This is a genomic window from Clostridium lamae (genome assembly GCF_033043255.1).
In the GTDB taxonomy this organism is placed as follows: Bacteria; Bacillota; Clostridia; order Clostridiales; family Clostridiaceae; genus Clostridium; species Clostridium lamae.
This window is the reverse complement of the sequence record NZ_JASCQJ010000021.1, coordinates 36,172-61,634: the sequence shown is the minus strand read 5'-3', so window position 1 is coordinate 61,634 and position 25,463 is coordinate 36,172. Positions and strand designations below refer to the sequence as shown.

The 25,463-nt window shown below is 30.9% G+C and carries 21 protein-coding genes; 20 read left to right on the top strand and 1 reads right to left on the bottom strand.

Annotated elements, in window-relative coordinates; all coding sequences use genetic code 11:
* Window positions 1–188 precede the first annotated feature (188 nt).
* The 12 genes from QK892_RS11240 (at window position 189) to uraA (ending at window position 14,167) form a co-directional block, all read left to right on the top strand.
* Window positions 189–1,841, top strand: a complete 1,653-nt coding sequence (locus tag QK892_RS11240) for a PucR family transcriptional regulator (protein ID WP_317273644.1) — start codon at window positions 189–191, stop codon at window positions 1,839–1,841.
* A gap of 175 nt (window positions 1,842–2,016) precedes the next feature.
* A complete protein-coding gene (locus tag QK892_RS11235; RefSeq protein ID WP_317273643.1) occupies window positions 2,017–3,012 on the top strand; it encodes a DUF2877 domain-containing protein in 996 nt (331 codons plus the stop codon).
* Window positions 3,009–4,568 (top strand): acyl-CoA synthetase FdrA, encoded by a 1,560-nt coding sequence (gene fdrA, locus QK892_RS11230; protein WP_317273642.1) that lies wholly within the window; start codon window positions 3,009–3,011, stop codon window positions 4,566–4,568. The genes QK892_RS11235 and fdrA overlap by 4 nt, the downstream gene beginning before the upstream one ends.
* A gap of 10 nt (window positions 4,569–4,578) precedes the next feature.
* On the top strand, window positions 4,579–5,988 hold the full coding sequence (locus QK892_RS11225; RefSeq protein WP_317273641.1) for a YlbE family protein: 1,410 nt from the start codon (window positions 4,579–4,581) through the stop codon (window positions 5,986–5,988).
* Window positions 5,989–6,007: 19 nt separating this feature from the next.
* Window positions 6,008–6,799: a cyclase family protein gene (locus QK892_RS11220; RefSeq protein ID WP_317273640.1), complete on the top strand. Its 792-nt coding sequence runs from the start codon at window positions 6,008–6,010 to the stop codon at window positions 6,797–6,799.
* A gap of 33 nt (window positions 6,800–6,832) precedes the next feature.
* Complete coding sequence (locus tag QK892_RS11215; RefSeq protein ID WP_317273639.1) at window positions 6,833–7,516, top strand: hypothetical protein; 684 nt, start codon at window positions 6,833–6,835, stop codon at window positions 7,514–7,516.
* Window positions 7,504–8,700 (top strand): thiolase C-terminal domain-containing protein, encoded by a 1,197-nt coding sequence (locus QK892_RS11210; RefSeq protein WP_317273638.1) that lies wholly within the window; start codon window positions 7,504–7,506, stop codon window positions 8,698–8,700. The genes QK892_RS11215 and QK892_RS11210 overlap by 13 nt, the downstream gene beginning before the upstream one ends.
* A 3-nt stretch (window positions 8,701–8,703) precedes the next feature.
* Window positions 8,704–9,045, top strand: a complete 342-nt coding sequence (locus tag QK892_RS11205; RefSeq protein WP_317273637.1) for a Zn-ribbon domain-containing OB-fold protein — start codon at window positions 8,704–8,706, stop codon at window positions 9,043–9,045.
* Between the two features lie 91 nt (window positions 9,046–9,136).
* Window positions 9,137–9,973: an FAD binding domain-containing protein gene (locus tag QK892_RS11200; protein ID WP_317273636.1), complete on the top strand. Its 837-nt coding sequence runs from the start codon at window positions 9,137–9,139 to the stop codon at window positions 9,971–9,973.
* Between the two features lies 1 nt (window position 9,974).
* The gene (locus tag QK892_RS11195) at window positions 9,975–10,436 is read left to right on the top strand and encodes a (2Fe-2S)-binding protein (RefSeq protein WP_317273635.1); all 462 of its coding nucleotides are present in this window, start codon (window positions 9,975–9,977) and stop codon (window positions 10,434–10,436) included.
* Window positions 10,437–10,480: 44 nt separating this feature from the next.
* Window positions 10,481–12,823 carry a xanthine dehydrogenase family protein molybdopterin-binding subunit gene (locus tag QK892_RS11190; protein WP_317273634.1) on the top strand — a complete coding sequence of 781 codons (2,343 nt, stop codon included), beginning with the start codon at window positions 10,481–10,483 and terminating at the stop codon, window positions 12,821–12,823.
* Between the two features lie 36 nt (window positions 12,824–12,859).
* Window positions 12,860–14,167, top strand: coding sequence for a uracil permease (uraA, locus tag QK892_RS11185; RefSeq protein ID WP_317273633.1), 1,308 nt, complete (start codon window positions 12,860–12,862; stop codon window positions 14,165–14,167).
* Window positions 14,168–14,364: 197 nt separating this feature from the next.
* Here uraA and QK892_RS11180 read toward each other — a convergent pair whose 3' ends face one another.
* On the bottom strand, window positions 14,365–15,141 hold the full coding sequence (locus QK892_RS11180; RefSeq protein ID WP_317273632.1) for a DeoR/GlpR family DNA-binding transcription regulator: 777 nt from the start codon (window positions 15,139–15,141) through the stop codon (window positions 14,365–14,367).
* Window positions 15,142–15,547: 406 nt separating this feature from the next.
* On the opposite strand from QK892_RS11180, the gene QK892_RS11175 reads away from it, so the two are divergent.
* The 8 genes from QK892_RS11175 (at window position 15,548) to QK892_RS11140 (ending at window position 25,458) form a co-directional block, all read left to right on the top strand.
* Window positions 15,548–16,543 (top strand): sugar ABC transporter substrate-binding protein, encoded by a 996-nt coding sequence (locus QK892_RS11175; protein WP_317273631.1) that lies wholly within the window; start codon window positions 15,548–15,550, stop codon window positions 16,541–16,543.
* A 142-nt stretch (window positions 16,544–16,685) separates the two neighbouring features.
* Complete coding sequence (locus tag QK892_RS11170; protein WP_317273630.1) at window positions 16,686–18,182, top strand: sugar ABC transporter ATP-binding protein; 1,497 nt, start codon at window positions 16,686–16,688, stop codon at window positions 18,180–18,182.
* A 1-nt stretch (window position 18,183) separates the two neighbouring features.
* Window positions 18,184–19,179, top strand: coding sequence for an ABC transporter permease (locus QK892_RS11165; protein ID WP_317273629.1), 996 nt, complete (start codon window positions 18,184–18,186; stop codon window positions 19,177–19,179).
* Between the two features lie 31 nt (window positions 19,180–19,210).
* Window positions 19,211–19,978: a 5-deoxy-glucuronate isomerase gene (locus tag QK892_RS11160; RefSeq protein ID WP_317273628.1), complete on the top strand. Its 768-nt coding sequence runs from the start codon at window positions 19,211–19,213 to the stop codon at window positions 19,976–19,978.
* Window positions 19,979–19,998: 20 nt separating this feature from the next.
* Window positions 19,999–21,924 carry a 3D-(3,5/4)-trihydroxycyclohexane-1,2-dione acylhydrolase (decyclizing) gene (gene iolD, locus QK892_RS11155; RefSeq protein ID WP_317273627.1) on the top strand — a complete coding sequence of 642 codons (1,926 nt, stop codon included), beginning with the start codon at window positions 19,999–20,001 and terminating at the stop codon, window positions 21,922–21,924.
* An 11-nt stretch (window positions 21,925–21,935) separates the two neighbouring features.
* Window positions 21,936–22,829 carry a myo-inosose-2 dehydratase gene (gene iolE / locus QK892_RS11150; protein ID WP_317273626.1) on the top strand — a complete coding sequence of 298 codons (894 nt, stop codon included), beginning with the start codon at window positions 21,936–21,938 and terminating at the stop codon, window positions 22,827–22,829.
* A gap of 30 nt (window positions 22,830–22,859) precedes the next feature.
* The gene (locus tag QK892_RS11145) at window positions 22,860–24,365 is read left to right on the top strand and encodes a CoA-acylating methylmalonate-semialdehyde dehydrogenase (RefSeq protein WP_317273625.1); all 1,506 of its coding nucleotides are present in this window, start codon (window positions 22,860–22,862) and stop codon (window positions 24,363–24,365) included.
* A 25-nt stretch (window positions 24,366–24,390) separates the two neighbouring features.
* Entirely contained in the window at window positions 24,391–25,458 is a 1,068-nt protein-coding gene (locus tag QK892_RS11140; RefSeq protein ID WP_317273624.1) for a transaldolase family protein, read from the top strand.
* Window positions 25,459–25,463 lie beyond the last annotated feature (5 nt).

Sequence of the window (25,463 nt, the reverse complement as noted above, 5' to 3'; positions counted from 1 at the left end):
TATCTTATATAGTTAAATCCTATTCTAAAGATGATTTAAGAGAAAGTAAGTTGATAAAAGTATAATGTGATATATAATTAAGATTTTGATATCATATATACAAGTAAAGATCCGATTATAATTTGTTAGTAAACATATATATTTGTAAAAATTAAAATATTAGCAAATCAATATTAAAGGAGTTTTTTATGAAAACTAATATGGGGATATCGATAGAAAATTTATTGAAATTAGATATATTAAAGGGATCTACGGTGCTTGCTGGAAATATAGGATTAAATAATAAGATAACAAAAGTAAATGTGATGGAGGTACCTGATATTATTGATTGGGTAAGTGAAGGAGAATTTTTAATTACTACTGCATATTCTATCAGAGATAATGTACAAATATTAGAAGAATTAATTCCAAAGCTAAAGGAGAAAGGGGTCTCAGGTCTAGGGATTAAGGTTGGAAGATACATAAAAGAGTTACCAGAAAATATTTTTCAATTAGCAAACACAATTAATTTTCCAATTATAGAGGTTCCTCTTTCGGTATCTCATACAGATATAATCTCATCTATACTAACTCAAGTTATAAATGAACAAACTACTTTATTATTAGAGGTTGAAAGATATAATAAAGAGGCTATGGAAATTGTGATAAAAGGTGGTAACCTAAATGATATAGCTAAAAAAATGTACAATAATATTGGAAATACCTTAGCAATATATGAAAATATAAATGATAAATGTGAAATTATATGTAATGAAAATATAGATAAAAGTGAAATTGAAAAAATAGTATACAAATTTATTACAAGCAATAATTATAGCAAAAAACATTTCTTTGAATATGTAGATAAAATAAATGGACAAAATATAAAAAGAGTAATTATTCCTATAATAATAGATAAAATTGAATATGGTAATGTTTTTATATGGATGGATAAGTATAATATAAGTACTTTACAGCAAATGATCATAGAATTGTATATAAACATTATAATGTTGGAATTTGCGAAGAGAATTTCTATTTATAGTATGGAAAGTACTTATAAATTAGAATTCTTTGATGATTTACTAAGCAAAAACCAAAGTAGGTTAAAAAGAGCTATTGAAAAATCTAAAAATTACAAGTTTAACATTGATAATAAATATTGTGTTATAGAAATTCTTTTAAGAGAATGGAATGAAGATGTATTAGATCATTCTCAAAAAGATATTAACAATTTAGTGTTTATTGTAAATAGACTTATTAAATCCTATAAAAATAACATAATCTATGTAGAGAGAGGTGATAGGATTATACTCTTATATGGAAACGTTAAAGATTATGATCCTGCTAAGATTAAAGAAGATACTTTAGGGTTATGTAAGAAGATTTATGCAGAAGCATTAAAGAAGATTACTTCAATGGAAATAATAGTAGGTATAGGAAGAAGCTATTTAGATATATCACAACTATATAAAAGCCAAGAGCAAGCCAAGCTTATAGTTGAACATTTAAGTAAAAGTACTACTGAATCAATTATTCATTATGACGATTTAGGTATTTATAGAATATTAGCTCATGATGGTTTAAAAGGTGAACTTATTGATTTTTGTAAAGATACAATTGTGCCTTTAGTAGAGTATGACAAGTTATATAATTCAGAATTAGTGAAAACATTAAAACAATACTTTAAATTTAATGGAAATATGAAAAAAATTTCTGAAAAGATGTATATGCATTACAATACCATAGTTTATAGAGTTAATAAAATAAAGGCAATTACTGGTTTAGATATAGATGAAAGCGATAATAGACTAAATTTGCAGATAGCCTTAAAAATATTAGATATAATAGAATTAGATTAAAAGTACCTATGGGCCAATATAGTAGATTGGCCTATAGGTACTTTTGCGTTGGTAAATATATACAAAAGGGTGGTATCATCTTTATAAACATTACACAAAGGCTTTAATAAATAATGCTAGAATATATAAATATAATGAAGTATAAGAATAAAATTATGAAAAAAGGATGAGAATTTTGAAAGCATTGTTTATTAGTAAGGATTTATTAGAAGAAATTAAAGATAGTACTACAATAATAGCTAAAGCTCATTCAATATTTAATAATGCTTGCAACTTAGAATATAAAGATAAACTGATAACAATTTTAACAAAAGATAAGATGATAGCTCCCATGAGCATAGTTATAGATAACCCGGTTAGCTTTGATTTTAAAAAGATTAAATTAAATATAAATAATAAATTTGTATTTACCGATGAGTTCATTATTTGTAGTAATTTTACTTTTAAAGTTGATTTAAAAAATGTAAAAGTCTATGATCCGAATATTGAAAGTTTAGATAACTATATTAAAGAAAAGGTTCTTTTGAAAAACTTAATTAAGATGAAAGATATTTTATTTGAATGCGGGAAACTAGATTTCTTTTATCCACTGCTAGATGATATTAAAAACTGCATTTCAAATGGTTTAGTTTGTAAATTAAGTATAACAGATATAAAAAAATTGAATAATGGATTAAGTTTGGAAAATAATGATAAAAGCTATCTGTTTATAAAAGATAAATTTATAGAATTTTTAAAAGCTGTTATAAGTTATGATATTGCTAATATTCAAGACTATGCAGGTAACATAATTGGATTTGGCTATGGATTAACACCATCTATAGATGATTTTATAAGTGGATTAATGACTTCAATTATATATTTGCGAGATTATTACAACTTAGATATTAAAAATATATATAAGTTTAATAATAAATTAATTGAAAAATCAATAAACAAAACTACAAAGGTAAGCAGTGAAATGCTGAAGAATTCAGCAAAAGGAGCAATAAGTAGGGGGATTAAACAGCTGATGACTACATTATTATCTGAGTATGATGATGTAAGAATAACAAATGATTTAAAAAGGGTTATTTCCTTAGGAGAAACATCAGGTAGTGATATGGCATTTGGAATATATATAGGATTTGCCATTTTTACGGATATTAGATATAGGAGGAATTGGAAATGAAGCTATGTGTAGATATTAGAAAAAACGTGTACTACGATTCAGTAGCTCTAATGATTATTACAAAAGAAGTTAAGAAAATGGATGGTGTTAAAGAAGTAATTGTTGGAATGGCAACAGAATTAAATAAAGAATTAGCAGAAAACTTAAACCTATCGAATGATCAAATAAGAGCATTAACACCTAATGATTTCTTCATTTCAGCATATTCAGAAGATAATGATGGTCTGGAGAAAGTTGTAAATAGAGTAAATGACTTATTAAATTCAAAACAAAAAGAAGAAGAGGCTGAAATTGAGGTTAAAACTTTAACTGCTGCAGTAAATCATATGAATGATACAAATATGGCAGTAATATCGATACCAGGAAAGTATGCATCCTATGAAGCAAAGAAAGCATTAAATAAAGGACTTAATGTAATGCTTTTCAGCGACAATATAACTGTAGAAGAAGAAATTGAATTAAAGAAACTAGGAAGAGATAAAGGTCTTTTAGTTATGGGACCAGACTGTGGAACGGCAATAATTAATGGAATTCCTTTATGTTTTGCAAATGTAGTTAGAAGAGGGAATATAGGAATCGTTGGTGCATCTGGAACAGGAACTCAAGAAGTAGCTGTACTTATTGATAAACTAGGGGGAGGCTTATCACAAGTTATAGGTACTGGTGGTAGGGATTTAAAGAGTGAAGTAGGCGGAATAATGATGCTTGAAGGCTTTAAAGCACTAATGGATGATAATGCAACTGATGTAATAGTTTTAATTTCTAAACCTCCTGCAAAGGAAGTGGCTGAAAAGATCCTTGAAATGGTTAAGACCACTAATAAACCAGTTGTAGTTAACTTTATAGGTGGAGATAGAAGTCAAATAGAGAAAAGTGGAGCATATGCATGTATAAGTTTAGAGGATGCAGCTCATAAGGCCTATAATTTATCAAAAGGAATTGAACCACAAGATTTTATAGGATTTGAGATGTCAGATAATGAAATAAATGAAATAGTTGAAAAGGAAGCATCTAAATTACATCCATCACAAAAGTATTTAAGAGCATTGTATACTGGTGGAACATTAGCGGATGAAGCTATGAAACTACTTGGTAAGGAAGGTTTTTCAATATATTCTAATATACCTTTAACACCAGAGTTTAAATTAAAAGATATTCATAAGAGTGAAGAGCATACTTGTATAGATTTAGGTGATGATGATTTTACTGTTGGAAGACCACATCCAATGATTGATCCAATAGGAAGGGTTGAAAGATTACCTAATGAAGCTTTAGATGAAGAAGTAGCAGTTATTCTTATGGATTTTGTAATAGGATATGGATCTAACATGGACCCTGCTGGTGAAATGCTACCATATATTATTGAAGCAAAAAAGAAATTTGAAATTGAAAATAAATATTTATCTATAATAGCTTATATTTGTGGAACTGATAAAGACCCACAAAGTTACAGAGAACAAAAAGAAAAGCTGGAAGCTGCAGGCGTTATTCTAATGCCATCAAATGCACAAGCAGTACGACTTACTGCAAAGCTTCTTAAAGCTATAAAGGATTAGGAGGTGCAGTATGTCTTTAATAAATAAATTATTTGAAAATGATTTAAAAGTTGTAAATCTTGGGTTAGAAGCTTTTCACAAGGATTTAAAAGAACAAAATGTAGAATCAATTCATGTAAATTGGAGACCACCGAGTGAATCAAGTAAAAAGCTAGATCAATTAGAAGATGAAGTTATAAAAATAAAGATAGAAGCAGCTAATAAAGAAGCTATAGAAAGATTATTATCAGCTCAGCCTGTGATATTAGGAGTTGGAAAAGCTGGAGAGGATATTCCAGGTATGACAAAGAAAACTATACTTCATGCAGGTCCACCAATAACATGGGAAAGAATGAGTGAGCCATTAAGAGGTGCAATAATAGGAGGACTTTTATATGAAGGTTTAGCTTTTAATGAAGAAGAGGCAAGAAATTTAGCAGCATCAGGAGAAATAATTTTTGATCCATGCCATCATCATAATACAGTTGGTCCAATGGCTGGAGTTGTTACTTATTCAATGCCAGTATGGAAACTGCAAAATAAAGCTTTTGGAAATTATGCTTATTGCACATTTAATGAAGGATTAGGAAAAGTATTAAGATTTGGTGCCTTTAGTGATGAAGTTATATATAGACTTAAGTGGATTGAAAATACATTAGCTCCAGTTATTAAAGAAACAATGGAAATTAGGGGGGCTATAGATTTAAAAGCTATAATTGGACAAATAGTTCAAATGGGTGACGAAGGGCATAACAGAAATAAAGCTGGTACATCGCTAATATTTAGAGAGTTAGCACCATATGTAGTTAAGACAAGTTTCTCCAATGAACTAAAATCAGAGGTACTATCATTTATAGATAAAAATGATCATTTCTTTTTAAATATTTCAATGCCTGCATGTAAATGTAGTTTAGATCCATTAGAAGATATTGAGTATAGCACAGTAGTATATACAATGTCTAGAAATGGCACTGATTTTGGAATAAGATTAAGTGGAACATCAAAGGAGTGGTTTACTGCACCATGCGAATTAGTTCAAGGACTTTACTTCCCAGGCTTTGATGAAAAGGATGCCAATCCGGATATAGGAGATAGTTCTATCACAGAAACTGCAGGAATAGGTGGTTTTTCAATGGCAACAGCACCAGCAATAGTTCAATTTGTTGGAGGAACACCTAAAGATGCTATAAATTATACAAATAGTATGTATGAGATAACTCTTGCAGAAAATAATGCTTATAAGTTACCGAATTTAAACTTTAGAGGTGCACCTACTGGTATAGATATAAGAAAGGTAATTGAAACAGCAATATTACCAGTAATAAATACTGGGATAGCATGTAATAGAGCAGGAGTTGGACAAGTGGGAGCTGGTATAGTTCACCCACCTACAAAATGTTTTGAAGATGCATTAAATGCATATATAAATAAATATTTATAAATTGAATGGAGGATTTTAAATGAACATTATTGATGCTTTTAGCAATGTAAAAATGTATGATTTAACTCAAAAACTTAGTCATTTAACACCACCTTGGCCAACTTATGAGCCATTAGAAATTAAATTTTTCAAAAGATTATCTTCAAATGGAGCAAATGGACAAGTGTTGACTCATTCAAATCACGTTGGAACTCACTTAGATGGTTCTCTTCATTTCTGTACTCATGGAAGAGATATAGCAAGTATTCCACTAGAAGAATTAGTTGGACCAGGAGTTGTAGTAGACCTCTCTGATATAGCAGAAGATTATGGGATTTATACATCAAAAGACATTATGGATAGAGCTGATGTTAGAAAAGGAGATATTCTCATAATAAATACAGGTTATCATAAATATGGCTGGGATGAACCAGATGCTGATGAAGAGAGATTTATGGTAAGACACCCAGGTCCTACAAAGGAATTTGCTGATTGGTGTAAGGAAATGGAGTTCAAATGGATAGGTGTTGACTGTGGTTCTGCTGATCATCCAATGAATACAAAGATTCGTGAATGGTGTCCAAAAGAAGCTAGAAAAGCTGATAAATTCTTAAAATCTAAATATGGAAAAGGATTAGATGATTTCTTCCCAGAAGATGATTATCAATTAATGCACTACGATTTATTCCCAGTTAATATAATTCATGCTGAAAATCTTGGTGGAGATATAGATAAGGTTCTTGGAAGAAGATTAATAATTGGATGTTTCCCTTGGAGATTTGAAGGCGGAGAATCTTGTATATCTCGTATAGTTGCATTTGATACTAAATAAAAATAAAAAATAATTTTGAAAGGATGTTAAGTTATGATAATAGATAAAATGGAACAAACATTAAGACCTGCTGAAAGTAATATGCCAGAATATCCAGCAAAATATATAACATTAGCTACTGGAGAAAAAATGGTTATACGACAAATAAAGAGAGAAGAAGTACCTCTAGTATTAGAAGCTATAAAGCCGTTAATGGATGTAGAAAAAGACTTTTATGATATAGTTGCTTCAAGATTTTATTCAGAATTATTAGGATACTATAGATACAGAGTAAAGGATGAGTATTGTTTATTAGGAACAATAGATGGTGTAATAGTTGGTATAGTTAATGGTCGTATGATAGATGAGAAATCAGGAATGTCTTATCATACAATGACTTTAAAACAAGGTTTAAGAATCGGAGCACAATTATTTGCTGCTAAAATGGAATATCATTTTGATTATTTAAATCAAGAAGAAGTTTGGATAGTTGCAGAAAGTCCAAATGGATTTAAGAGATGGATGATAGAGTATGAATTAGAGTCAAGACCAGAGGTATGGCATGAATTAGGTGGAGTTCCAACTTATGTTCTAACTAAAGCACTATGGGAAAAACATAAAAAATCTAAATGTACAGGAAGACGTCCAGTTAAAGAAGAATTACTTGCAACTTCATTAAATCCTATCCTTCCAGAAACTTATGCACAAAAAACGGGGTATAGAAGATGCGAGAAGTAGGGATAGTAGGTATTGGACATACTAAGTTTGGTAAATGGTCTGGAGGGACATTTATAGATATGCTTAGTAGCGCAGCAGTAGAAGCTTTAGATGATGCTGGAGTTAAAACAGGAGAAAATCATGGAATAGATCAAGTTTTTGTTGCATCAATGGGTGCAGGGATGGTTAATAGAGTAAGTGGTGTTGCATCTGCTTTAGTTGATACTTTAAATCTAAGACCTGCAATGGCTGATACAGTAGAAAATGGTCCAGCATCAGGTGGATCTGCAATAAAACTTGGTTATATGGCAATTGCTAGTGGTATGTGTGATGCAGTTTTAGTTGTTGGTGGAGAAATGATGAGAGTAATAAGTGGATGGGAAGGTACAGATTTCGTTGCAACTATGCTACACCCAGAAGCAGAATACAATTATGGACTAACTCTTCCTTCATTTGCAGGAATGTTTACTAAATTATGTATGGAGAAATATGGTATAACTGAAAAGGATTTATCAATGGTATCTGTTAAAAATCATGAACATGCAGTTCATAATACAGTAGCACATATTCACGTAGTTCCAAGTTTGTATGCTATTGCTGATGATGAAGATGCAGATGTAATAAATCCTTATGTTGCAGAACCATTAAGACTATATCATGTATGCCCAGTATCAGATGGTGCAGCAGCTGTACTTTTATGTGCTATGGATGTAGCTGATAGATTTAATAAAAAACCTGTTAAGATAGCAGGTATTGGTCAAGCTACAGATACACACGTAGTAGCTGAAAGAAAAGTTCCTACTGATTTATTAGCAGTAAGACTTTCTGCAAAAAAAGCTTATGAAATGGCAGGTGTTAAACCTGAAGATGTAGATGTGGCTGAATTACATGATGCATTTCAAATTCTCGAAGTAGTTGAATCTGAAGAAGTAGGATTTTTTGAAAGAGGACAAGGACACATTGCAGCACGTAATGGAGAAACAAAAGTTGGAGGGAAAATTCCAATAAATACTTCTGGTGGATTAAAGGCTAAAGGGCATCCATTAGGAGCAACAGGAGTTTCTCAAGTTGTTGAATTAGTGAAACAATTAAGAGGCGAAGCAACAGGAAGACAAGTTGAAGGAGCTAAAGTAGGACTTGCAGTTAACTTTGGTGGCTTTGGAAATAATGTAGTTTCAACAATATTAACAAAGGTGGAGGATTAGAAGATGAGTGAAAAGATGTATGCTTATAAATGTACAACTTGTGGTGAACTTCATCATCCAAAGCATTATGTATGTAGAAAATGTGGTTATAGAGAATTTGAAGAAGTTGAACTAGGAGGAGAAGTAACATTATTAACTTATACAAGAGTGTATAATCTTCCAGAAGGTTATATGAAACCTTATCTAGCTTTTGGAATAGTTAAATTTGATAATGGATTAACTGCTACTGGACAAATTGATTCTGAAGAACTTGAAATAGGGATGAGATTAAGTACAACAGTAGGAGTTATTAAAGAAACTGTTGGTAAGGATTGTTATGGTTTCATTTTTAAACCTATAGAATAATATTAAGACGAAGCTTCTATTGTACTACAATATAAAAATAAAAGTTAGTATGATAGAAGCTTTTAAAATTAAATGTAATGGAGGGATTAAATTGCAAGAACTTCAGTACTTGAGACCAGAAAGTATAAAAGAAGCTTTAGAACTCTTAGATGGATATGGCAAGAACTTAAAAATATTAGCTGGTGGTACAGATCTTATTATTGCACTAAAAGATAGATTAATAAATTGTAATTATTTAATGGATATTAAGAATATACAAGAATTACAAGAAATAAGATATACAGAAGATAAAGGATTAGAAATAGGGGCTGCAGTTTCTTTAAATGAAATAATAAATTCAGATATTATTAATGAAAAGTATAGAATATTAATTCAGGCTGCTAAAACATTAGCTAATAGTTTACTTAGGAATAGAGCTACACTTTTAGGCAATATATGCAATGCTTCACCTGGTGGAGATATGCTTGGACCTTCTATTGTTCTTGAAGGGAAATTAGAGATTTTATCTAAAACTGGTGTAAGAATAGTGTCTGTGAAAGACTTCTTTGTAGGAGTTAAAAGAACAGTATTAAAGGAAAATGAATTAGTTAGTAAAATTATTTTTCCAGGTATCGAAGGTATTGGAATGTATAGAAGAAGGTCAAGAATAAAAGGACATGATTTAGCTCAAATAGGTGTTTCTATGTTCTTAAAAAATGATAACGGTTTAAACGTTTCCATAACAGCTGCAGGACCAAAACCAGTTGTAATTGAGGACTTTGCCCAATTGAAAAAAAATAATCTTAAAGATAATATCCAAGTTATAGTTAATAAAATTATTACTTCAATAAAACCAATAAGTGATCAAAGAGCAAGTAAAGAATTTAGAATTGATATGGCAAAATATTTATCAAATCAGATCTTAGAAGAGTTAAGTTCGGAGGGATAAAATGAAAGAGAAAATTCATCTAAATGTAAATGGAGAAGATGTTTTTGTAGAAGTTGAGTCAAATAAAACTTTACTTTGGTTATTAAGAGAAGAATTAGAATTGACGGGAACTAAGGAAGGGTGTGGTGCAGGAGAATGTGGAGCTTGCACAGTTATTTTCAATGATAAAGCTGTCAATTCATGTTTAGTAATGGCCTTAGAAGCTAATGGAGGATATATTCAAACAATTGAAGGGGAAGCTAAGAATGGTAATCTTTCAAAACTTCAAGAAGCATTTATTAAGCATAATGGTCTTCAATGTGGTTTTTGCACCCCAGGAATGATAATGTCTGCAAGAGCTTTACTAAATAAAAATCCTAAGCCAAATAGAGAAGAGATAAAAGAAGCTATGCAAGGAAATCTTTGTAGATGTACAGGTTATGAATCTATTATAAAATCTGTTGAAGAGGCAATAGAAGAATAGATAATTGATGATATAATTTAAATTTCTGATTAGGGGGAATAGATTTGAATTATGATTATGTGGGCAAAGGAGTAACAAGACTAGATGGAATTGAAAAAGTTACTGGAGAGGCTAAATATGTTCATGATATTAAACTTCAAGGAATGCTATATGCTAAGATTAAAACAAGCCCATATGCACATGCGTTAATAAAGAGTATAGATATATCAAAAGCTAAAGCATTACCTGGTGTAAAAGCAGTATTAACAGGAAAAGATGCTTATCAAAAGCTTGGAATATACATGATAGATAGACCTATATTAGCATGTCATAAGGTAAGATATTACGGAGAGGCAGTGGCAGCAGTAGCAGCTATTGATATTGAAACTGCAGAAAAGGCTATAGAGCTTATTGATGTATTTTATGAAGAATTACCCGTAGTACAAGATGTTGAAGAAGCTTTAAAAGAAGAATCACCTTTGGTTCATGAGGATATATCAAGTAATAAATGGATGGAAAATGTATTTAGTCCTGTAATAGGAACAAATATAGCTAACCTTTTCAAAATAAGAAAAGGAGATCCTGAAAAAGGATTTGAGGAAGCAGATATAATTGTAGAAAATACATTTACTCAGCCACAAGTGCTTCATGTTCCTATGGAAACTCATAATGTAATCGGGAAATGGTCGGTAGGAAATAAAATTAAAGTATGGAGTAGTGCACAAGCACCATTTGCTATAAGAGATTTAATGAGTGTTGCTTTAGAAATTCCAAAGCAAGATATAGAAGTTATAGTTCCATATGTAGGTGGAGGCTTTGGTGGAAAAGCAGGCATTCATTTAGAACCATTAGTGGTTTTACTTTCAAAAGCAGCAAATGGTAAGCCAGTTAAATTTTGTCCTACAAGAGAAGAAGAAACTTCTACACTACCATGTAGACAAGGCTTGGTAGCAAAGATTAAAACTGGTGTGAAGAAAGATGGTAAAATAGTAGCAGAGAAAATTCAATATTTATGGGATGCAGGAGCTTATGCAGATTATGGAGTAAATATTGGAAGAGCTTCTGGATATTCTGCAGCAGGCCCATATGAAATAGATAATATATATGTAGATTCATATACAATGTATACTAATCATATTTTTGGAACAGCATATAGGGGTTTTGGTCATGCAGAGTTCTTTTGGGCAGTAGAAAGACAAAGAGAACTAATTGCTAAAGCTTTAAATATGGATTCTTTCGAATTTAGAATGAAGAATTTATTAAAGCCTGGGTCTAAAACTATTACTAATGAAATAATAACTAAAAATACAGGAAATGTTCAAGATTGTTTAAGAGTTGTAAAAGATAATATAGGATGGGGTACAGTAAAGACGGAAGAAGAAAAAGCTAATGAAATAAAGACAGGAAAATATAAAGGAAAAGGAATAGCAGTTCTTCATAAAGCTCCTGCAATGCCTTCATGGTCTGCAACATCTGCCTTAATTCAGATGAATGAAGATGGTTCAATTAAATTTAATGTTGGTGGTATTGATTATGGACAAGGAACTTATACAGTTTTAGCTCAAATTATAGCTGAGAGACTTAATATTCCTTTAGAAAAAATCCATGTAGTTAATGAAACAAATACAGATACAGCACCTTATGATTGGCAAACTGTTGCAAGTCGTATGACAGTTCTTGCAGGTAACGCAATTATAGAAGCATGTGATGATTTAGTAGAACAGATTTATGAATTAGGATCAATAGTTCTTCATGCTGCTAAACATGAATTAGCAATAGGTGATCAATGTGTATATGTAAAACAACATCCAGAAAATAAACTTCCTTATAATAAGATAGCTATAGGATATATTTATTCAAATGGTAATTCAATTGGAGGTCCATTAATAGGAAGAGGTAAGAGTATAGCTCAAGGACTAACTTTCTTAAATCAAGAAACAGGAGAGGGAAGACCAGCTTTGGATTGGACTTTTGGAGCACATGGAATAGAGTTAGAAGTAGATAAAAATACAGGGGATATAGAAATATTAAAAATAGTATCTGCATTTGATGTAGGACATGTTATGAATAAAATGCTTTTAGAAGGACAGGTAGTAGGAGGAGTAATACAAGGGCTAGGAACTGCTTTGTGTGAAGGTATGATTTATGATAATAAAGGGAGATTACTCACAAGAAATTTTGTAGATTATAAGATTCCTACAATGCAAGACTTACCAGGAAAGATAGAACTTCATTTTGTAGAAACTCCACAGCTTGATGGTCCATATGGTGCGAGAGGTTGTGCAGAGCATCCTATGATTTCAATTACATCTGTAATAGGAAATGCAATAGCAGATGCTACAGGAGTAGAAATATATGAACTTCCATTTACTGCAGACAAAGTATATAGGGCATTAAATAAAAGGTAACCTTAATTTTTAAAATATATGAAGGAGAGTGAATTAATGAGACGTACTATTGGTGTAGACGAAAAATTACCTTTACTCCAAACATTGCCACTAAGCTTCCAACATTTAACTGCAATGTTCGGTGCCACTATTCTTGTCCCAATTCTTTTTGGAGTAGATCCATCCATAGCATTACTTATGAATGGTATTGGAACAATGTTATACTCCTATATTACAAAAGGAAAAATTCCAATGTATCTTGGATCAAGTTTTGCATTTATTTCTCCAGTATTACTAGTAATTGAGCAGTATGGCGATTATTCATATGCTCAAAGTGGATTTCTTTTCCTAGGAGTACTATATCTCATATTATCTCTTATAATTAAATCTGTTGGTACTAGATGGTTAGATATAGCACTTCCTCCACCAGTTGTAGGTGCAGTCATAGCAACTATAGGTATTGAACTTGGACCTGTTGCTGCAGAACAAGCTGGTTTGCTTGGTGGCGCAAGTGCAGATGTAATTATAGTAGCAATGTTTACTTTAGCTGTAGCAGTTATTGGATCTTTATTATTTAGAGGTTTTATACAAGTAGTTCCTATTCTTATTGCAGTAATTGCTGGATATATTTTTGCATGCTTTATGGGCATGGTTGATTTTTCAGTTATAGCAGCTGCTCCATGGTTTAAGCTTCCTACATTTACTGCACCAAAATTCGATATTAATGCAATGCTGATTATTGCTCCTGCTTGCTTAGTTGTAATAGCTGAGCATATTGGAGACCTAATGGTTACTGGAAATGTTATAGGTAAGAATGTTATAAAAGATCCAGGGTTACACAGATCTTTCTTAGCAGAAGGCCTTAGTAATCTTATGTCTGGATGTGTTGGTTCACCTCCAAATACAAGTTACGGTGAAAACATTGGTGTTATGGCAATAACAAAAGTATTCTCAGTATGGGTTATTAGAGGAGCCGCTATACTTGCAATTATATTTTCTCTTATTGGAAAGATATCAATTGTTATTCAAACTATCCCTTCAGCAGTTATGGGTGGAATGACTTTATACTTGTATGGTGTAATTATTATATCTGGTATAAGAATGTTAGTTGAGCAACAAGTTGACTATGCTAAGAACTATAATTTAGCTTTAGGTGCAATTACATTTTTAGTTGGAACATGTGGTGTTACAGTTACACTTGGAGCAGTAAGTGTTAGTGGAATGGTACTTGCAGCTGTAGTTGGTATGATTTTATCACTTATAATTTATGCTTTTAGTAAACTTGGATTACTAAATGAAGAGTATAAAATTAAGTATAGAGATGAGATAGATCAAAGTCATAAGGAAGAAGATTTAAGTAAATAAATATTTATATTAAATTTGTAAAAGAAATAACTAGATTACAATATAGTTATTTCTTTTTTATATAGATGTTATTTGTCTATTATAAGAGTATAGAACTCCTACACTGATTTTAAGTATAAATTTAATGCAAAGTGATAAATTTATATTAAAACAAAATTAAATTATTAAATAAATAACTCTTAATCTGATATATAAACTTAAGAATTTTTAGCAACTATTAGAGTGACTTGATTTTCATTTAAGTGTTCTATATATTCAGTAGAAGGCAGAGAATCCATAATTATATAATCTAAATCTGAAGTATGACAAAATGTTAATAAAGCAGTTTTTCCTAATTTAGATTTATCTAATAACATAAAATTACACTGACTCTTTTCAATAATAGCTTTTTTTATTCTAAATTCATCATGCGTAGAATTAGTAAATCCTTGTTTTATAGAAAATCCTGTACAAGCCATAAAAGCTTTATTTATATTATAGTCTTTTATATACTGTAATGTACTACTACCAACTAAAGAAGCGGTTACCCTATTTAGTACCCCTGGGAGAGAAACAACATTTATATTAGGGTAAAAAAGTGATTTGTATAAAATACTTACACTATTAGTTATAATGGTTAAGTTTTTAACATCTTCTAAATAATCAATTATATTTGCAGTAGTAGTTCCTGTATCAATAAAAATTATATCTCCGTCTTTTATGTACTTTGAGGCTTCTTTTGCAACTTTGATTTTAAGCTCTTCATTTATAATTTGACGCTCTTGAAAACTACTTAAAATAAGATGATCAGAGTGAATATTATCTATAGTAACTCCGCCATAAACTTTTTTAACTGTCCCTCTTTTAGTTAAAAAATCAATATCTCTTCTAATTGTGTTTTTTGAAATATTAAATTCAGTACAAAGCTCATCTATTGTAACAAATTTATTTTTTATTATAAAATCCTCTATTTGATCTATTCTTTTGACTCTCATAACTTATCACCCCAATTATATTTTACAATAAATTACAGAAAAATCAATATATAACATAAAAATTTATCAAAAGTTTATCAACACTTCACCATAAATAAATAAAAATAATATTAAAACTTATAACAATTCATTGACATTAATGGTAACTATTGGTAATATTTAAGTGAGAGATATTGGTAGATAGATATAGATAGATATATATAATGTGAAAAAGATAATATAAGAATTTCATTGCAATATTCCAGAAAACCATTTTATAAAGGAGGTGAATTTATATTTAATGTAGGTATAGCTAGAATAGACAGTAAATAATCATTCTATTTAACTAAAGAAAAGCCCTTTAGTTATGAAGGATAGTAGAATTATTAGCTTGTATATTTAATTATTTTTTGAGGGGGAAATATTCATGAAGTGTAAACGATTAAGAAAGTATTTAGCTACAGCTGTATTATCATTAATGGTATTATCTTTAGCAGGATGTGGAGGTTCAAAAGCAGCTCAGGGTGAAGGCCAGAAAGAAACAAATGGAAGCGATGAGATAGAAGTTTCTGTTGTTTTAAAAGCAATAAATAGTGATTATTGGAAAATAGTAAAGGCTGGTGCAGATGCTGCTGCAAAAGAGTTAGGAGTAAAAGTTAACGTATTAGGACCTAATGCAGAAACAGATATTGCGGGACAAACTTCATTAATGGAAGACCAAATAGTGAAAAAAGTAGATGCTCTTGTTGTTGCTCCATCTCAACCAAGTGCTGCAATAGCGATTTTTGATAAGGCAGATAAAGCAGAAATTCCTGTATTATTAATAGATACTAATGCGGAATGGGATAAGAAAAAATCATTTATTGGAACAGGAAACTTTGCAGGTGGTGAATTAGCTGGTAAGTATATTGCAGAAACTTTAAAGGCAGGAGATGAGGTAGCTATAATTAGAGGCGCCTTAGGTGATAATACTCACGATGAACGTGTAAATGGTGCAAAAAAAGCTCTAGAAGAAAAGGGTATAAAAGTTCTAACTCCACAACCAGCAGATAGTGATAGAAATAAAGGTATGAGCGTAATGGAAAATATTTTACAAACTAATCCTAATGTTAAAGCAGTATATGCTTCTAATGATGAAATGATATTAGGTGCAGTAAGAGCATTACAACAAGCTGGTAAAACAGATGTAGTAACTGTTGGATTTGATGGTTCTCCAGATGCACTAACAGCTATACAAAAGGGTGAACTTTCAGCTTCTGTTGCACAAAGTGCTTACAATATTGGTAAATATGGTGTTGAAGCAGCGGTTAAATTTGTAAAAGGCGAAAAAATTGAATCTGTAATTGATACAGGAACAGAAATAATTGATAAAAATAATGCAAAAGCAAAAGAAGATGAAATCAACAAAATATTAGGTAAATAGAAATTAATTAAGATTACCTTATTTAATTTATGAATAAGGTAATCTACCTTCAAAAATACTTTAGAAAAGATATTGTAGACAATAAGGAAGTATGTAACAAAAAAGACTAACCATACTTTTATCAATAAAATGGAGGTCAAAAATGAAAAAGCTATTAGAATTAAGAAATATATCAAAGTATTTTCCAGGAGTTAAGGCTTTAGAGGCTATAGATTTAGATATTTATCCAGGAGAAATTCACGGGATTATAGGTGAAAATGGTGCGGGGAAATCAACTTTAATTAAAATTTTAACTGGTGCTCATAGTAATGATGAGGGGAAAATTTTTATTGAAGGAGAAGAAGTTAAAATACATGGACCAAGAGATGCAATGAATTATGGTATTACAGCAATATATCAAGAGCTTAATACTATTCCACACTTAACCGTGGCAGAAAATGTTTATTTAGGTAGAGAACTCAAAACTTCTGAAAAAAGAGGTTTTTTAAAAATAAAAGAAATGAGAGAAAAATCTAAAGCTCTTTTAAATGATCTAGGACAAGATATTGATACATCATTAATAGTATCAAAATTAGGAATTGGGAAGCAACAAATGGTTGAGATTGCTAAGGCATTAAGCATTAATACTAAAATATTGATTATGGACGAGCCAACTGCAAGCTTAACAGATAGAGAAGTAAATGAACTATTGAGAACAGTAAAAGAACTTAAGGCTAAGGGAATTTCAGTAATTTATATTTCTCATAGACTTGAAGAAGTTATGGAGATATGTGACAGAATAACTGTAATGAGAGATGGTAAAAAGATTGAAACAAGAAGTAGAGATGAAGTTGATTCAATAGATACGTTAATTAAATTAATGGTTGGAAGAAGCTTAGAGCAACAATATCCTAAAATAAAAGTTCCAATAGGAGAAGAAGCCTTAAGAGTTGAAAATTTAACTAAAGAAGGAGTTTTTAAAAATATAAGTTTTAATGTTCATAAAGGAGAAATAGTTGCAGTTGCAGGTTTAGTAGGAGCAGGAAGAACAGAAGTTATGAGGACTATTTTTGGAGTAGATAGTTACGACTCTGGAGATATCTACATTAGCGGTAATAAAGTGAATATAAAATGTCCTAGAGATGCTATGAATTTAGGAATTGCTTTTTTAACAGAGGATAGAAAAGGACAAGGATTAATACTAGATCAAGATATTAATTACAATGTTAATATTTCATCTCTAGATAAAATGAAAAAGAGAGCTTTATTAAATATTACAAATATGAAAGATAGAGCTATTAATAATATAAAGCAATTAAATATAAAACCACAAAAACAAGATTTTATTGTTGGGCAACTAAGTGGAGGTAACCAACAAAAGGTCGTAATAGGAAAGTGGTTAAATACTGATGCTAGTATATTTATTATTGATGAACCAACTAGAGGAATTGATGTAGGTTCCAAAGTTGAAGTTTATAACGTGTTAAATGAATTAATTAAGAAAGGTGCTGCTATAATTATGGTATCCTCTGAGTTACCCGAAGTACTAGGAATTAGTGATAGGATATTTGTAATGCATGAAGGGGAAATGAAATCACAAATAAATATAGAAGAGGCAAATCAAGAAAATATTATGTATGCTGCAACAGGAGGGAAATAAAATGGGAGAAAAAAGTATGAATGGCTTAATCAATAAGGTATCAAATAAAGAAACAGTATATAAGTTCGGATCTTTGTTAGGTCTAGTAATAATATGTGTAATATTATCAGTAACATCACCAGAGTTTTTGACAAGTAGAAATTTAATGAATGTACTTAGGCAGTGTACTATTAATGCATTAATTGCAGTTGGTATGTTGTTACCAATACTTACTGCAGGTATAGATTTATCTGTTGGATCAATATTAGCACTTTCAACTTGCTTTACAGGAATTGCTTTAAATTCATGGGGAGTAAATCCTCTTGTTGGAATATTATTAGGATTACTAATGGGGGGCTTCTTAGGATTACTTAATGGATTAATGCTTACTAAAATGCATTTGCCACATCCATTTATCTCTACACTTGGCATGAAAAATATTGCTAGAGGGATAGCTCTAATAATTACAGCAGCTTCTCCAATTTCAGGATTTTCAAATTCAGTACAATTTCTTGGTTCAGCAAACCTATTTGGTATGCCCGTAAGTTTTATATTGGTTATTTTCGTATTTATAATTTTCTCAATTTTTCTTAATAGAACAGCACAAGGTAAATATATATATGCAGTTGGAAGTAATAAAGAAGCAGCTAGACTATCTGGTATAAATGTAGATAAAACACTGGTTCTAGTATATACAATTTGTGGTTTCATGGCTGCATTAGCTGGTATTGTACTTATTGGCAGAGTAAATTCAGCAGCACCTCTATCAGGATTAGATTATGATTTAGATGCTATTGCAGCATGTATAATAGGTGGAGCTTCCTTTATGGGTGGAAAAGGTAATGTTTCAGGGGTAATGATAGGAGTATTAATAATGGCGGTGCTAAGGAATGGTTTAAATCTTCTAGGGGTATCTCCTGATGTACAAAATGTTGCAGTAGGTTCAGTAATAATAATAGCTGTATTTGTTGATGTTTTGAGGGCAAGAGCATCTAAAAAAGTTAAATTGGCATCTTAAATATACTAATTATAAAAGGAGTTGATTATTATTGTTAAATAATCCTAAATATAATGATGATAAAATAAAAATCATTTCAGAAATTAATGGTGAAAATAAAAATATGATGATGGATATATATTCTAAAATTATGTCAAAAGATGAATCTTTTAGAGTAGCCTCAGATGATAAAGAAATCGCCATATTACTTATACAAGGAAGTGTAAATTTAGAGTGGCAAGGCAATTCTTATATTGCTACAAGAGAAAGCTTTTTTGATGATTTGCCAATTTGTTTACATGTTCCTAAAAATATAGTAGTTACTGTTAATGCCTTAGATGGAAGTGAAATACTAATTCAAAAAACAATAAATAATAACATTTTTGAATGTAAATTATATAAGAAAAGTGAGGTAGAAGTAACTAATTCGAGTTATGAGCTTTGGGATGGCACTGCAAAAAGAGATATTATAACAATTTTTGATTATGATAATGCTCCATACTCTAATATGGTTATGGGAGAAGTACGAAATTATCCTGGTAAATGGTCAAGCTATATTCCACATAGTCATCCACATCCAGAAGTTTATTACTATAGATTTGATAAGCCTCAAGGTTTTGGAGCATGCTTTATAGGAGATAATGCTTATAAAATAACTGATGGAAGCTATGCAGCAATTTCAGGAGGACTAACTCATCCACAAGTTTGTGCACCAGGATATAGAATGTCATATGTTTGGATGATTAGGCATTTTGATGGAAACCCATGGAATAAAACTAGAATAGATGATAAAAAGCATATATGGTTGTTAAATAATTAATAGATATGGGAGGCAGAAAAATGAAGACTATTAGAATGACTATGGGACAAGCAATAGTAAGGTTTTTAGATAATCAATATGTATCTTTTGATGGAATAGAAACGAAGTTTGTTGATGGTATTTTTACTGTGTTTGGACATGGAATAGTATGTGGGCTTGGTCAAGCTTTAGATGAGAATAGGGGAAATTTAAAAGTTTATCAAGGTAAAAGCGAACAGGGAATGGCACATGTAGCTACATCTTTTGCAAAACAAAATAATAGAAGAAAAATAATAGCATGTGCATCATCTATTGGACCAGGTGCTGCTAATATGGTTACAGCTGCTGCAACTGCCACTGTAAATAATATTCCATTATTATTATTACCAGGAGATTCATTTGCTTCTAGACAACCAGATCCTGTATTGCAACAAATTGAACAATGGAATAATCCAAGCGTAACAACAAATGATGCATTTAAAGCAGTATGTAAGTACTGGGATAGAATTTCAAGACCAGAGCAAGTTATGTCATCTCTTGTTAGTGCAATGAGAGTATTAACTGACACAAGTGAGATGGGAGCATGTTGCTTGGCTATACCTCAAGATGTTCAAGGTGAAAGCTATGATTATCCTGAAGAATTTTTTAGTAAGAGAGTTTATGAAATAAGAAGATTTTCTCCATGTAAAGAAGAAATACAATTATCTGTTGAAGCAATAAAAGAAAGTAAATATCCTATGATAATTTGCGGTGGAGGAGTTAGATATTCTGAAGCAGGAGAAGTTTTAGAAAAATTTTCAAAGGAATTAAATATTCCAATTGGCGAAACACAAGCGGGCAAAAGTGCATGTAGAGCTGATTTTGAAAATAACCTTGGTGGAGTTGGAGTAACTGGTAATTTAGCAGCTAATACAATAGCTGAAAATGCTGATTTAGTTATCGGTGTAGGAACTAGATTCAGCGATTTTACAACAGCTTCAAAGTCATTATTTAAAAATAAAAATGTAAGGTTTATTAATATAAATACATCAAGATTTCATGCTTTTAAGCTTGATAGTTTAAGTGTTGTTGGAGATGCTAAGGTATCATTACAAGCCATATTAGAAGAGTTAAATGGAGAATATTTAAGTGGTTATGGTAATGAAATTAATGAAGTTAAAAAGCAATGGAAAGAAGAAATGAAAAAATTAACTAGCTACCATTATAATGATAATTTTGAGCCATTAATTAAGGCAAGAAATGAAGTAAGTATAAATGAATTTATTGAGCTATTTGGAAGTACATTAACTCAAACAGAAGTGATAGGTAAAATACGTGAAATTATTGATGAAGATGCCATAATAGTTGGAGCATCTGGAAGTTTACCTGGATGTTTGCAAAGAATGTGGGAGACAAATTCTAGATATAGCTACAATATGGAATATGGATATTCATGTATGGGTTATGAAATAGCAGGTGCTCTAGGGTCAAAGATGGCAGACAATGATAAAGAAGTGTACGCCATGGTTGGAGATGGAAGTTTTTTAATGCTTCATAGTGAGATGGTAACTGCTTTACAAGAAAATAAGAAGATAAATATATTACTATTTGATAATTGTGGATTTGGATGTATAAACAATCTTCAAATGTCAAATGGAATAGGTAATTTAGCTACTGAATTTAGATATAGAAGTGATGAGACTAATCATAATGGTCCGTTAATAACAATAGATTATGCAAAGATAGCAAGTGGATATGGATATAAGTCTTATAGTGTAAGGACTATAGAAGAGCTAGAAGAAGCTTTAAAGAATAGTAAAAAGCAAAATATAGGTACTTTATTAGATATTAAGGTTTTACCTAAGACAATGACTGATGGCTATAAGTCATGGTGGCATGTAGGAATAGCTGAGACCTCAACTAATGAAAAGGTAAATGAAGCTTATAAAAATAAAGAAAAAAATAGACTTAATGCAAGAAGATATTAGGAGGGGAATTTATGTTAGATTCAAAAAAAGTAAAGTTAGGTATTGCACCTATAGCTTGGACGAATGATGATTTGCCAGACTTAGGCAAAGAAAATACATTTGAACAATGCGTTAGTGAAATGGCTTTAGCAGGGTTTACAGGTTCAGAAGTTGGAAATAAATATCCTAAAAATGTTGAAGAATTAAAAAAGGCCTTAGAATTAAGAGGCATTAAGATATGTAATGCATGGTTCTCAACATTTTTAACAACTAAACCATACGAAGAAACAGAAAGAGAATTTATAAAGCATATAACTTTTCTTAAAGAAATGGGTGCTACTATTGTTGGGGTATCAGAACAAGGACATAGTGTTCAAGGAACTGATTTATCAGTTTTTGATAATAAATATATTTTAAGTGATAAAGAATGGAATATACTATGTGAAGGCTTAAATAAATTAGGAAAGGTTGCTAGTGATATTGGCATAACCTTAACCTTCCATCATCATATGGGAACCTCAGTACAATTTTTATCAGAAATAGATAAATTAATGGAAGGTACTGATGAGAGATATGTAAATTTATTATTTGATTCTGGACATTTGGCATACTGTGGTGAAGATCCATTAGAAGTTGCTAGAAAATATAAGGATAGAATAAAGCATGTGCACTTAAAAGATATTAGAAGAGAAGTTGTTAATAGCGTAAAAGAAAATAGAGAGAGCTTCTTAACTGGAGTAAGAAAAGGAACATTTACAGTACCAGGGGATGGATGTATAGATTTTGAACCAATATTTAAAGTTTTTGAAGAATCTAACTATGAAGGCTGGATGGTAGTTGAAGCAGAACAAGATCCATCTATAGCAAATCCTCTAGAATATGCAATAAAAGCAAGAAAGTATATAAGGGAGAAGGCTGGAATTTAAGTAATATAAGTTATAAGGAGGGATTTTGGAATGGCAGAGAAATTAAAATATTTTATAAATGGAGAATATGTTGAATCAAAAACAACAAAATATACAGAGCTATATAATCCAAGTACAGGAGAAATCACTGGATATGCACCATGCTGTACTAAAGAGGAAGTAGAAGAGGCTATAAAGATTGCTAAAAATGCTTATCCAGCATGGTCTAATACTCCTGTTATAAAGCGTTCACAAATACTTTATAAGGTTCGTCAATTAATTGAAGAAAACTTAGAAGAACTTACAGAGCTAGTTGCAACTGAACATGGAAAGGTTTGGGAAGAAGCAGAGGGTGATGTACTAAAAGCAAAAGAGGGAACAGAGCTTGCTTGTCAAGTTCCAACTCAAATGATGGGTGATTCCTTAATGAATGTAAGTTCAGGAATAGACACTGTACTTTATAGAGAACCTATAGGTGTATTTGCTGGAATAGTACCATTTAATTTTCCCGCTATGATTCCTATGGGATGGATGGCACCAATGTGTATTGCTTCTGGAAATACAATGGTTTTAAAGGTTGCTAGTATGACACCTAGAACTGCATTAAGAATGGCTCAATTATACAAAGAAGCAGGACTTCCAGATGGAGTATTAAATATTGTAACATGTTCAAGAAATGAAGCAGAAATATTCTTAACTCATGAAGATGTTAAAGGTATAACTTTTGTTGGTTCAACTGCTGTAGGTAAGCATATATATCAAACAGCGGCATCTCATGGAAAGAGAGTTCAAGCATTATGCGAGGCTAAAAATCACGCTTTAGTTTTAAAGGATGCAGCTTTAGAAAGAACTGCAGCTGGAATAGTAAATGCAGGCTTTGGATGTGCAGGAGAAAGATGTATGGCATTGCCAGTAGTGGTTGTAGAGGAAGAAGTTGCAGATGAATTAGTAGCACATTTAGTAAGGTTATCTAAAAATTTAAAAGTTGGACCAGCTTATTATAAAGATAGTAATTTAGGACCTTTAGTAACAGATAAACATAGAGAATCTGTAGTTAAATGGATTGAAAAGGGAATAGAAGAAGGAGCAAACTTGGTACTAGATGGTAGAAATGTTATTGTTGAAGGCTTTGAAAATGGATTTTATCTAGGCCCTTCAATATTTGATAATGTGACTCCAGAAATGACAGTTGGAGATATTGAAATTTTTGGACCAGTATTATGTATAAAGAGAGTTAAGAATTTTGAGGAAGGATTAGAGTTAATGAATAGAAATCCATTTGCAAATGGATCAGTAATTTATACTCAAAATGGATATTATGCAAGAGAATTTACTAGACGAACAGATGGTGGAATGGTAGGAGTAAATGTAGGAATACCAGTACCAGTAGGATTTTTCCCATTTGCGGGTCATAAAAATTCATTTTTTGGAGATCTACACTGCTTAGGAAAAGACTCCATAAGGTTCTTTACAGAAAGTAAGTGTGTTACTACAAAATGGTTTGATGAAGAAGAAAAGAAAAGTACAGTTGTATCAACTTGGGATGGAACAATTTAATAAATGTATTAGGGGGAAAGTCATTATGGGACAAGAATTTAAAAGCAAATTACATGAAACTACAATAAATTTTCCACAAACAGAGATATGGAATGATTCATGTGCTATTTCTGAACTTAAATATAGTATTGAAAATGGAAGCGTTGGAGCAACTACTAATCCAGTTATAGTAAATCAAGTATTAAAGCAAGAATTTTCGGAGTGGAAACCGTTAATTAAAAAATTAAGTATAGATAATAAAACAGCAACTGAAGATGAAATAGCATGGTTATTAATGGATTATATAGGAACAGAAAGTTCAAAACTATTGATGCCAATATTTGAAAAAAATAGTGGTAGAAACGGAAGGCTTTCAATGCAAACTAATCCAAAGTATTATTTAAATGCTGAAAAAATGATAAGTCAAGCAAAACATTTTAATACTTTGGCACCTAATATACAAGTTAAAATTCCAGCTAGTGGAGCAGGAATAAAGGCTATAGAAGAAGCTATTTACAATGGTGTTAGTATAAATGCAACAGTATCATTTACAGTATCACAAGCTATTGCAGTAGCAGAAGCTGTTGAAAGAGGGTTAAATAGAAGAGAAAATGAAGGCTTATCAAATGATAATATATCTGCAATTTGTACTATTATGCTTGGAAGAGTTGATGATTATTTAAAAAATTATTGTTCAGAAAATAATATAGTGGTAGATCCAGAAATATTAGAATGGGCTGGAGTTGCAGTAGTAAAAAATGCATACAAAGTCTTTAACGAAAGAAATTATAGAACAGGATTATTAACTGCAGCATATAGAAATCACTATCATTGGTCACAATTTATTGGTGGGAATATTTCTATGACAATACCTTATAAATGGCAAGTGAAATTGAATAATTCTTCTGTAGAAGTAATTGAGCGAATTAATGAGCCTGTTAATGAAGAGATATTAAATAAATTAATGAGCTTAGATGAATTTAGAAAAGCGTATGATATTAATGCACTTACTATTGAAGAATTCCAAAACTATGGTGCATTTAAAGCTACCATAAATCAATTTCTAAATGGCTATGATGAATTGATAAAGCAAATTCGTTCAGTTATTATATAATTAAA

Coding starts and splice junctions, on each gene's coding strand:
- QK892_RS11240 (WP_317273644.1), top strand. CDS start 189: ATGAAAACTAATATGGGGATATCGATAGAAAATTTATTGAAATTAGAT.
- fdrA (WP_317273642.1), top strand. CDS start 3,009: ATGAAGCTATGTGTAGATATTAGAAAAAACGTGTACTACGATTCAGTA.
- QK892_RS11225 (WP_317273641.1), top strand. CDS start 4,579: ATGTCTTTAATAAATAAATTATTTGAAAATGATTTAAAAGTTGTAAAT.
- QK892_RS11220 (WP_317273640.1), top strand. CDS start 6,008: ATGAACATTATTGATGCTTTTAGCAATGTAAAAATGTATGATTTAACT.
- QK892_RS11215 (WP_317273639.1), top strand. CDS start 6,833: ATGATAATAGATAAAATGGAACAAACATTAAGACCTGCTGAAAGTAAT.
- QK892_RS11210 (WP_317273638.1), top strand. CDS start 7,504: ATGCGAGAAGTAGGGATAGTAGGTATTGGACATACTAAGTTTGGTAAA.
- QK892_RS11205 (WP_317273637.1), top strand. CDS start 8,704: ATGAGTGAAAAGATGTATGCTTATAAATGTACAACTTGTGGTGAACTT.
- QK892_RS11195 (WP_317273635.1), top strand. CDS start 9,975: ATGAAAGAGAAAATTCATCTAAATGTAAATGGAGAAGATGTTTTTGTA.
- uraA (WP_317273633.1), top strand. CDS start 12,860: ATGAGACGTACTATTGGTGTAGACGAAAAATTACCTTTACTCCAAACA.
- QK892_RS11180 (WP_317273632.1), bottom strand. CDS start 15,141: ATGAGAGTCAAAAGAATAGATCAAATAGAGGATTTTATAATAAAAAAT.
- QK892_RS11175 (WP_317273631.1), top strand. CDS start 15,548: ATGAAGTGTAAACGATTAAGAAAGTATTTAGCTACAGCTGTATTATCA.
- QK892_RS11170 (WP_317273630.1), top strand. CDS start 16,686: ATGAAAAAGCTATTAGAATTAAGAAATATATCAAAGTATTTTCCAGGA.
- QK892_RS11165 (WP_317273629.1), top strand. CDS start 18,184: ATGGGAGAAAAAAGTATGAATGGCTTAATCAATAAGGTATCAAATAAA.
- iolD (WP_317273627.1), top strand. CDS start 19,999: ATGAAGACTATTAGAATGACTATGGGACAAGCAATAGTAAGGTTTTTA.
- iolE (WP_317273626.1), top strand. CDS start 21,936: ATGTTAGATTCAAAAAAAGTAAAGTTAGGTATTGCACCTATAGCTTGG.
- QK892_RS11145 (WP_317273625.1), top strand. CDS start 22,860: ATGGCAGAGAAATTAAAATATTTTATAAATGGAGAATATGTTGAATCA.
- QK892_RS11140 (WP_317273624.1), top strand. CDS start 24,391: ATGGGACAAGAATTTAAAAGCAAATTACATGAAACTACAATAAATTTT.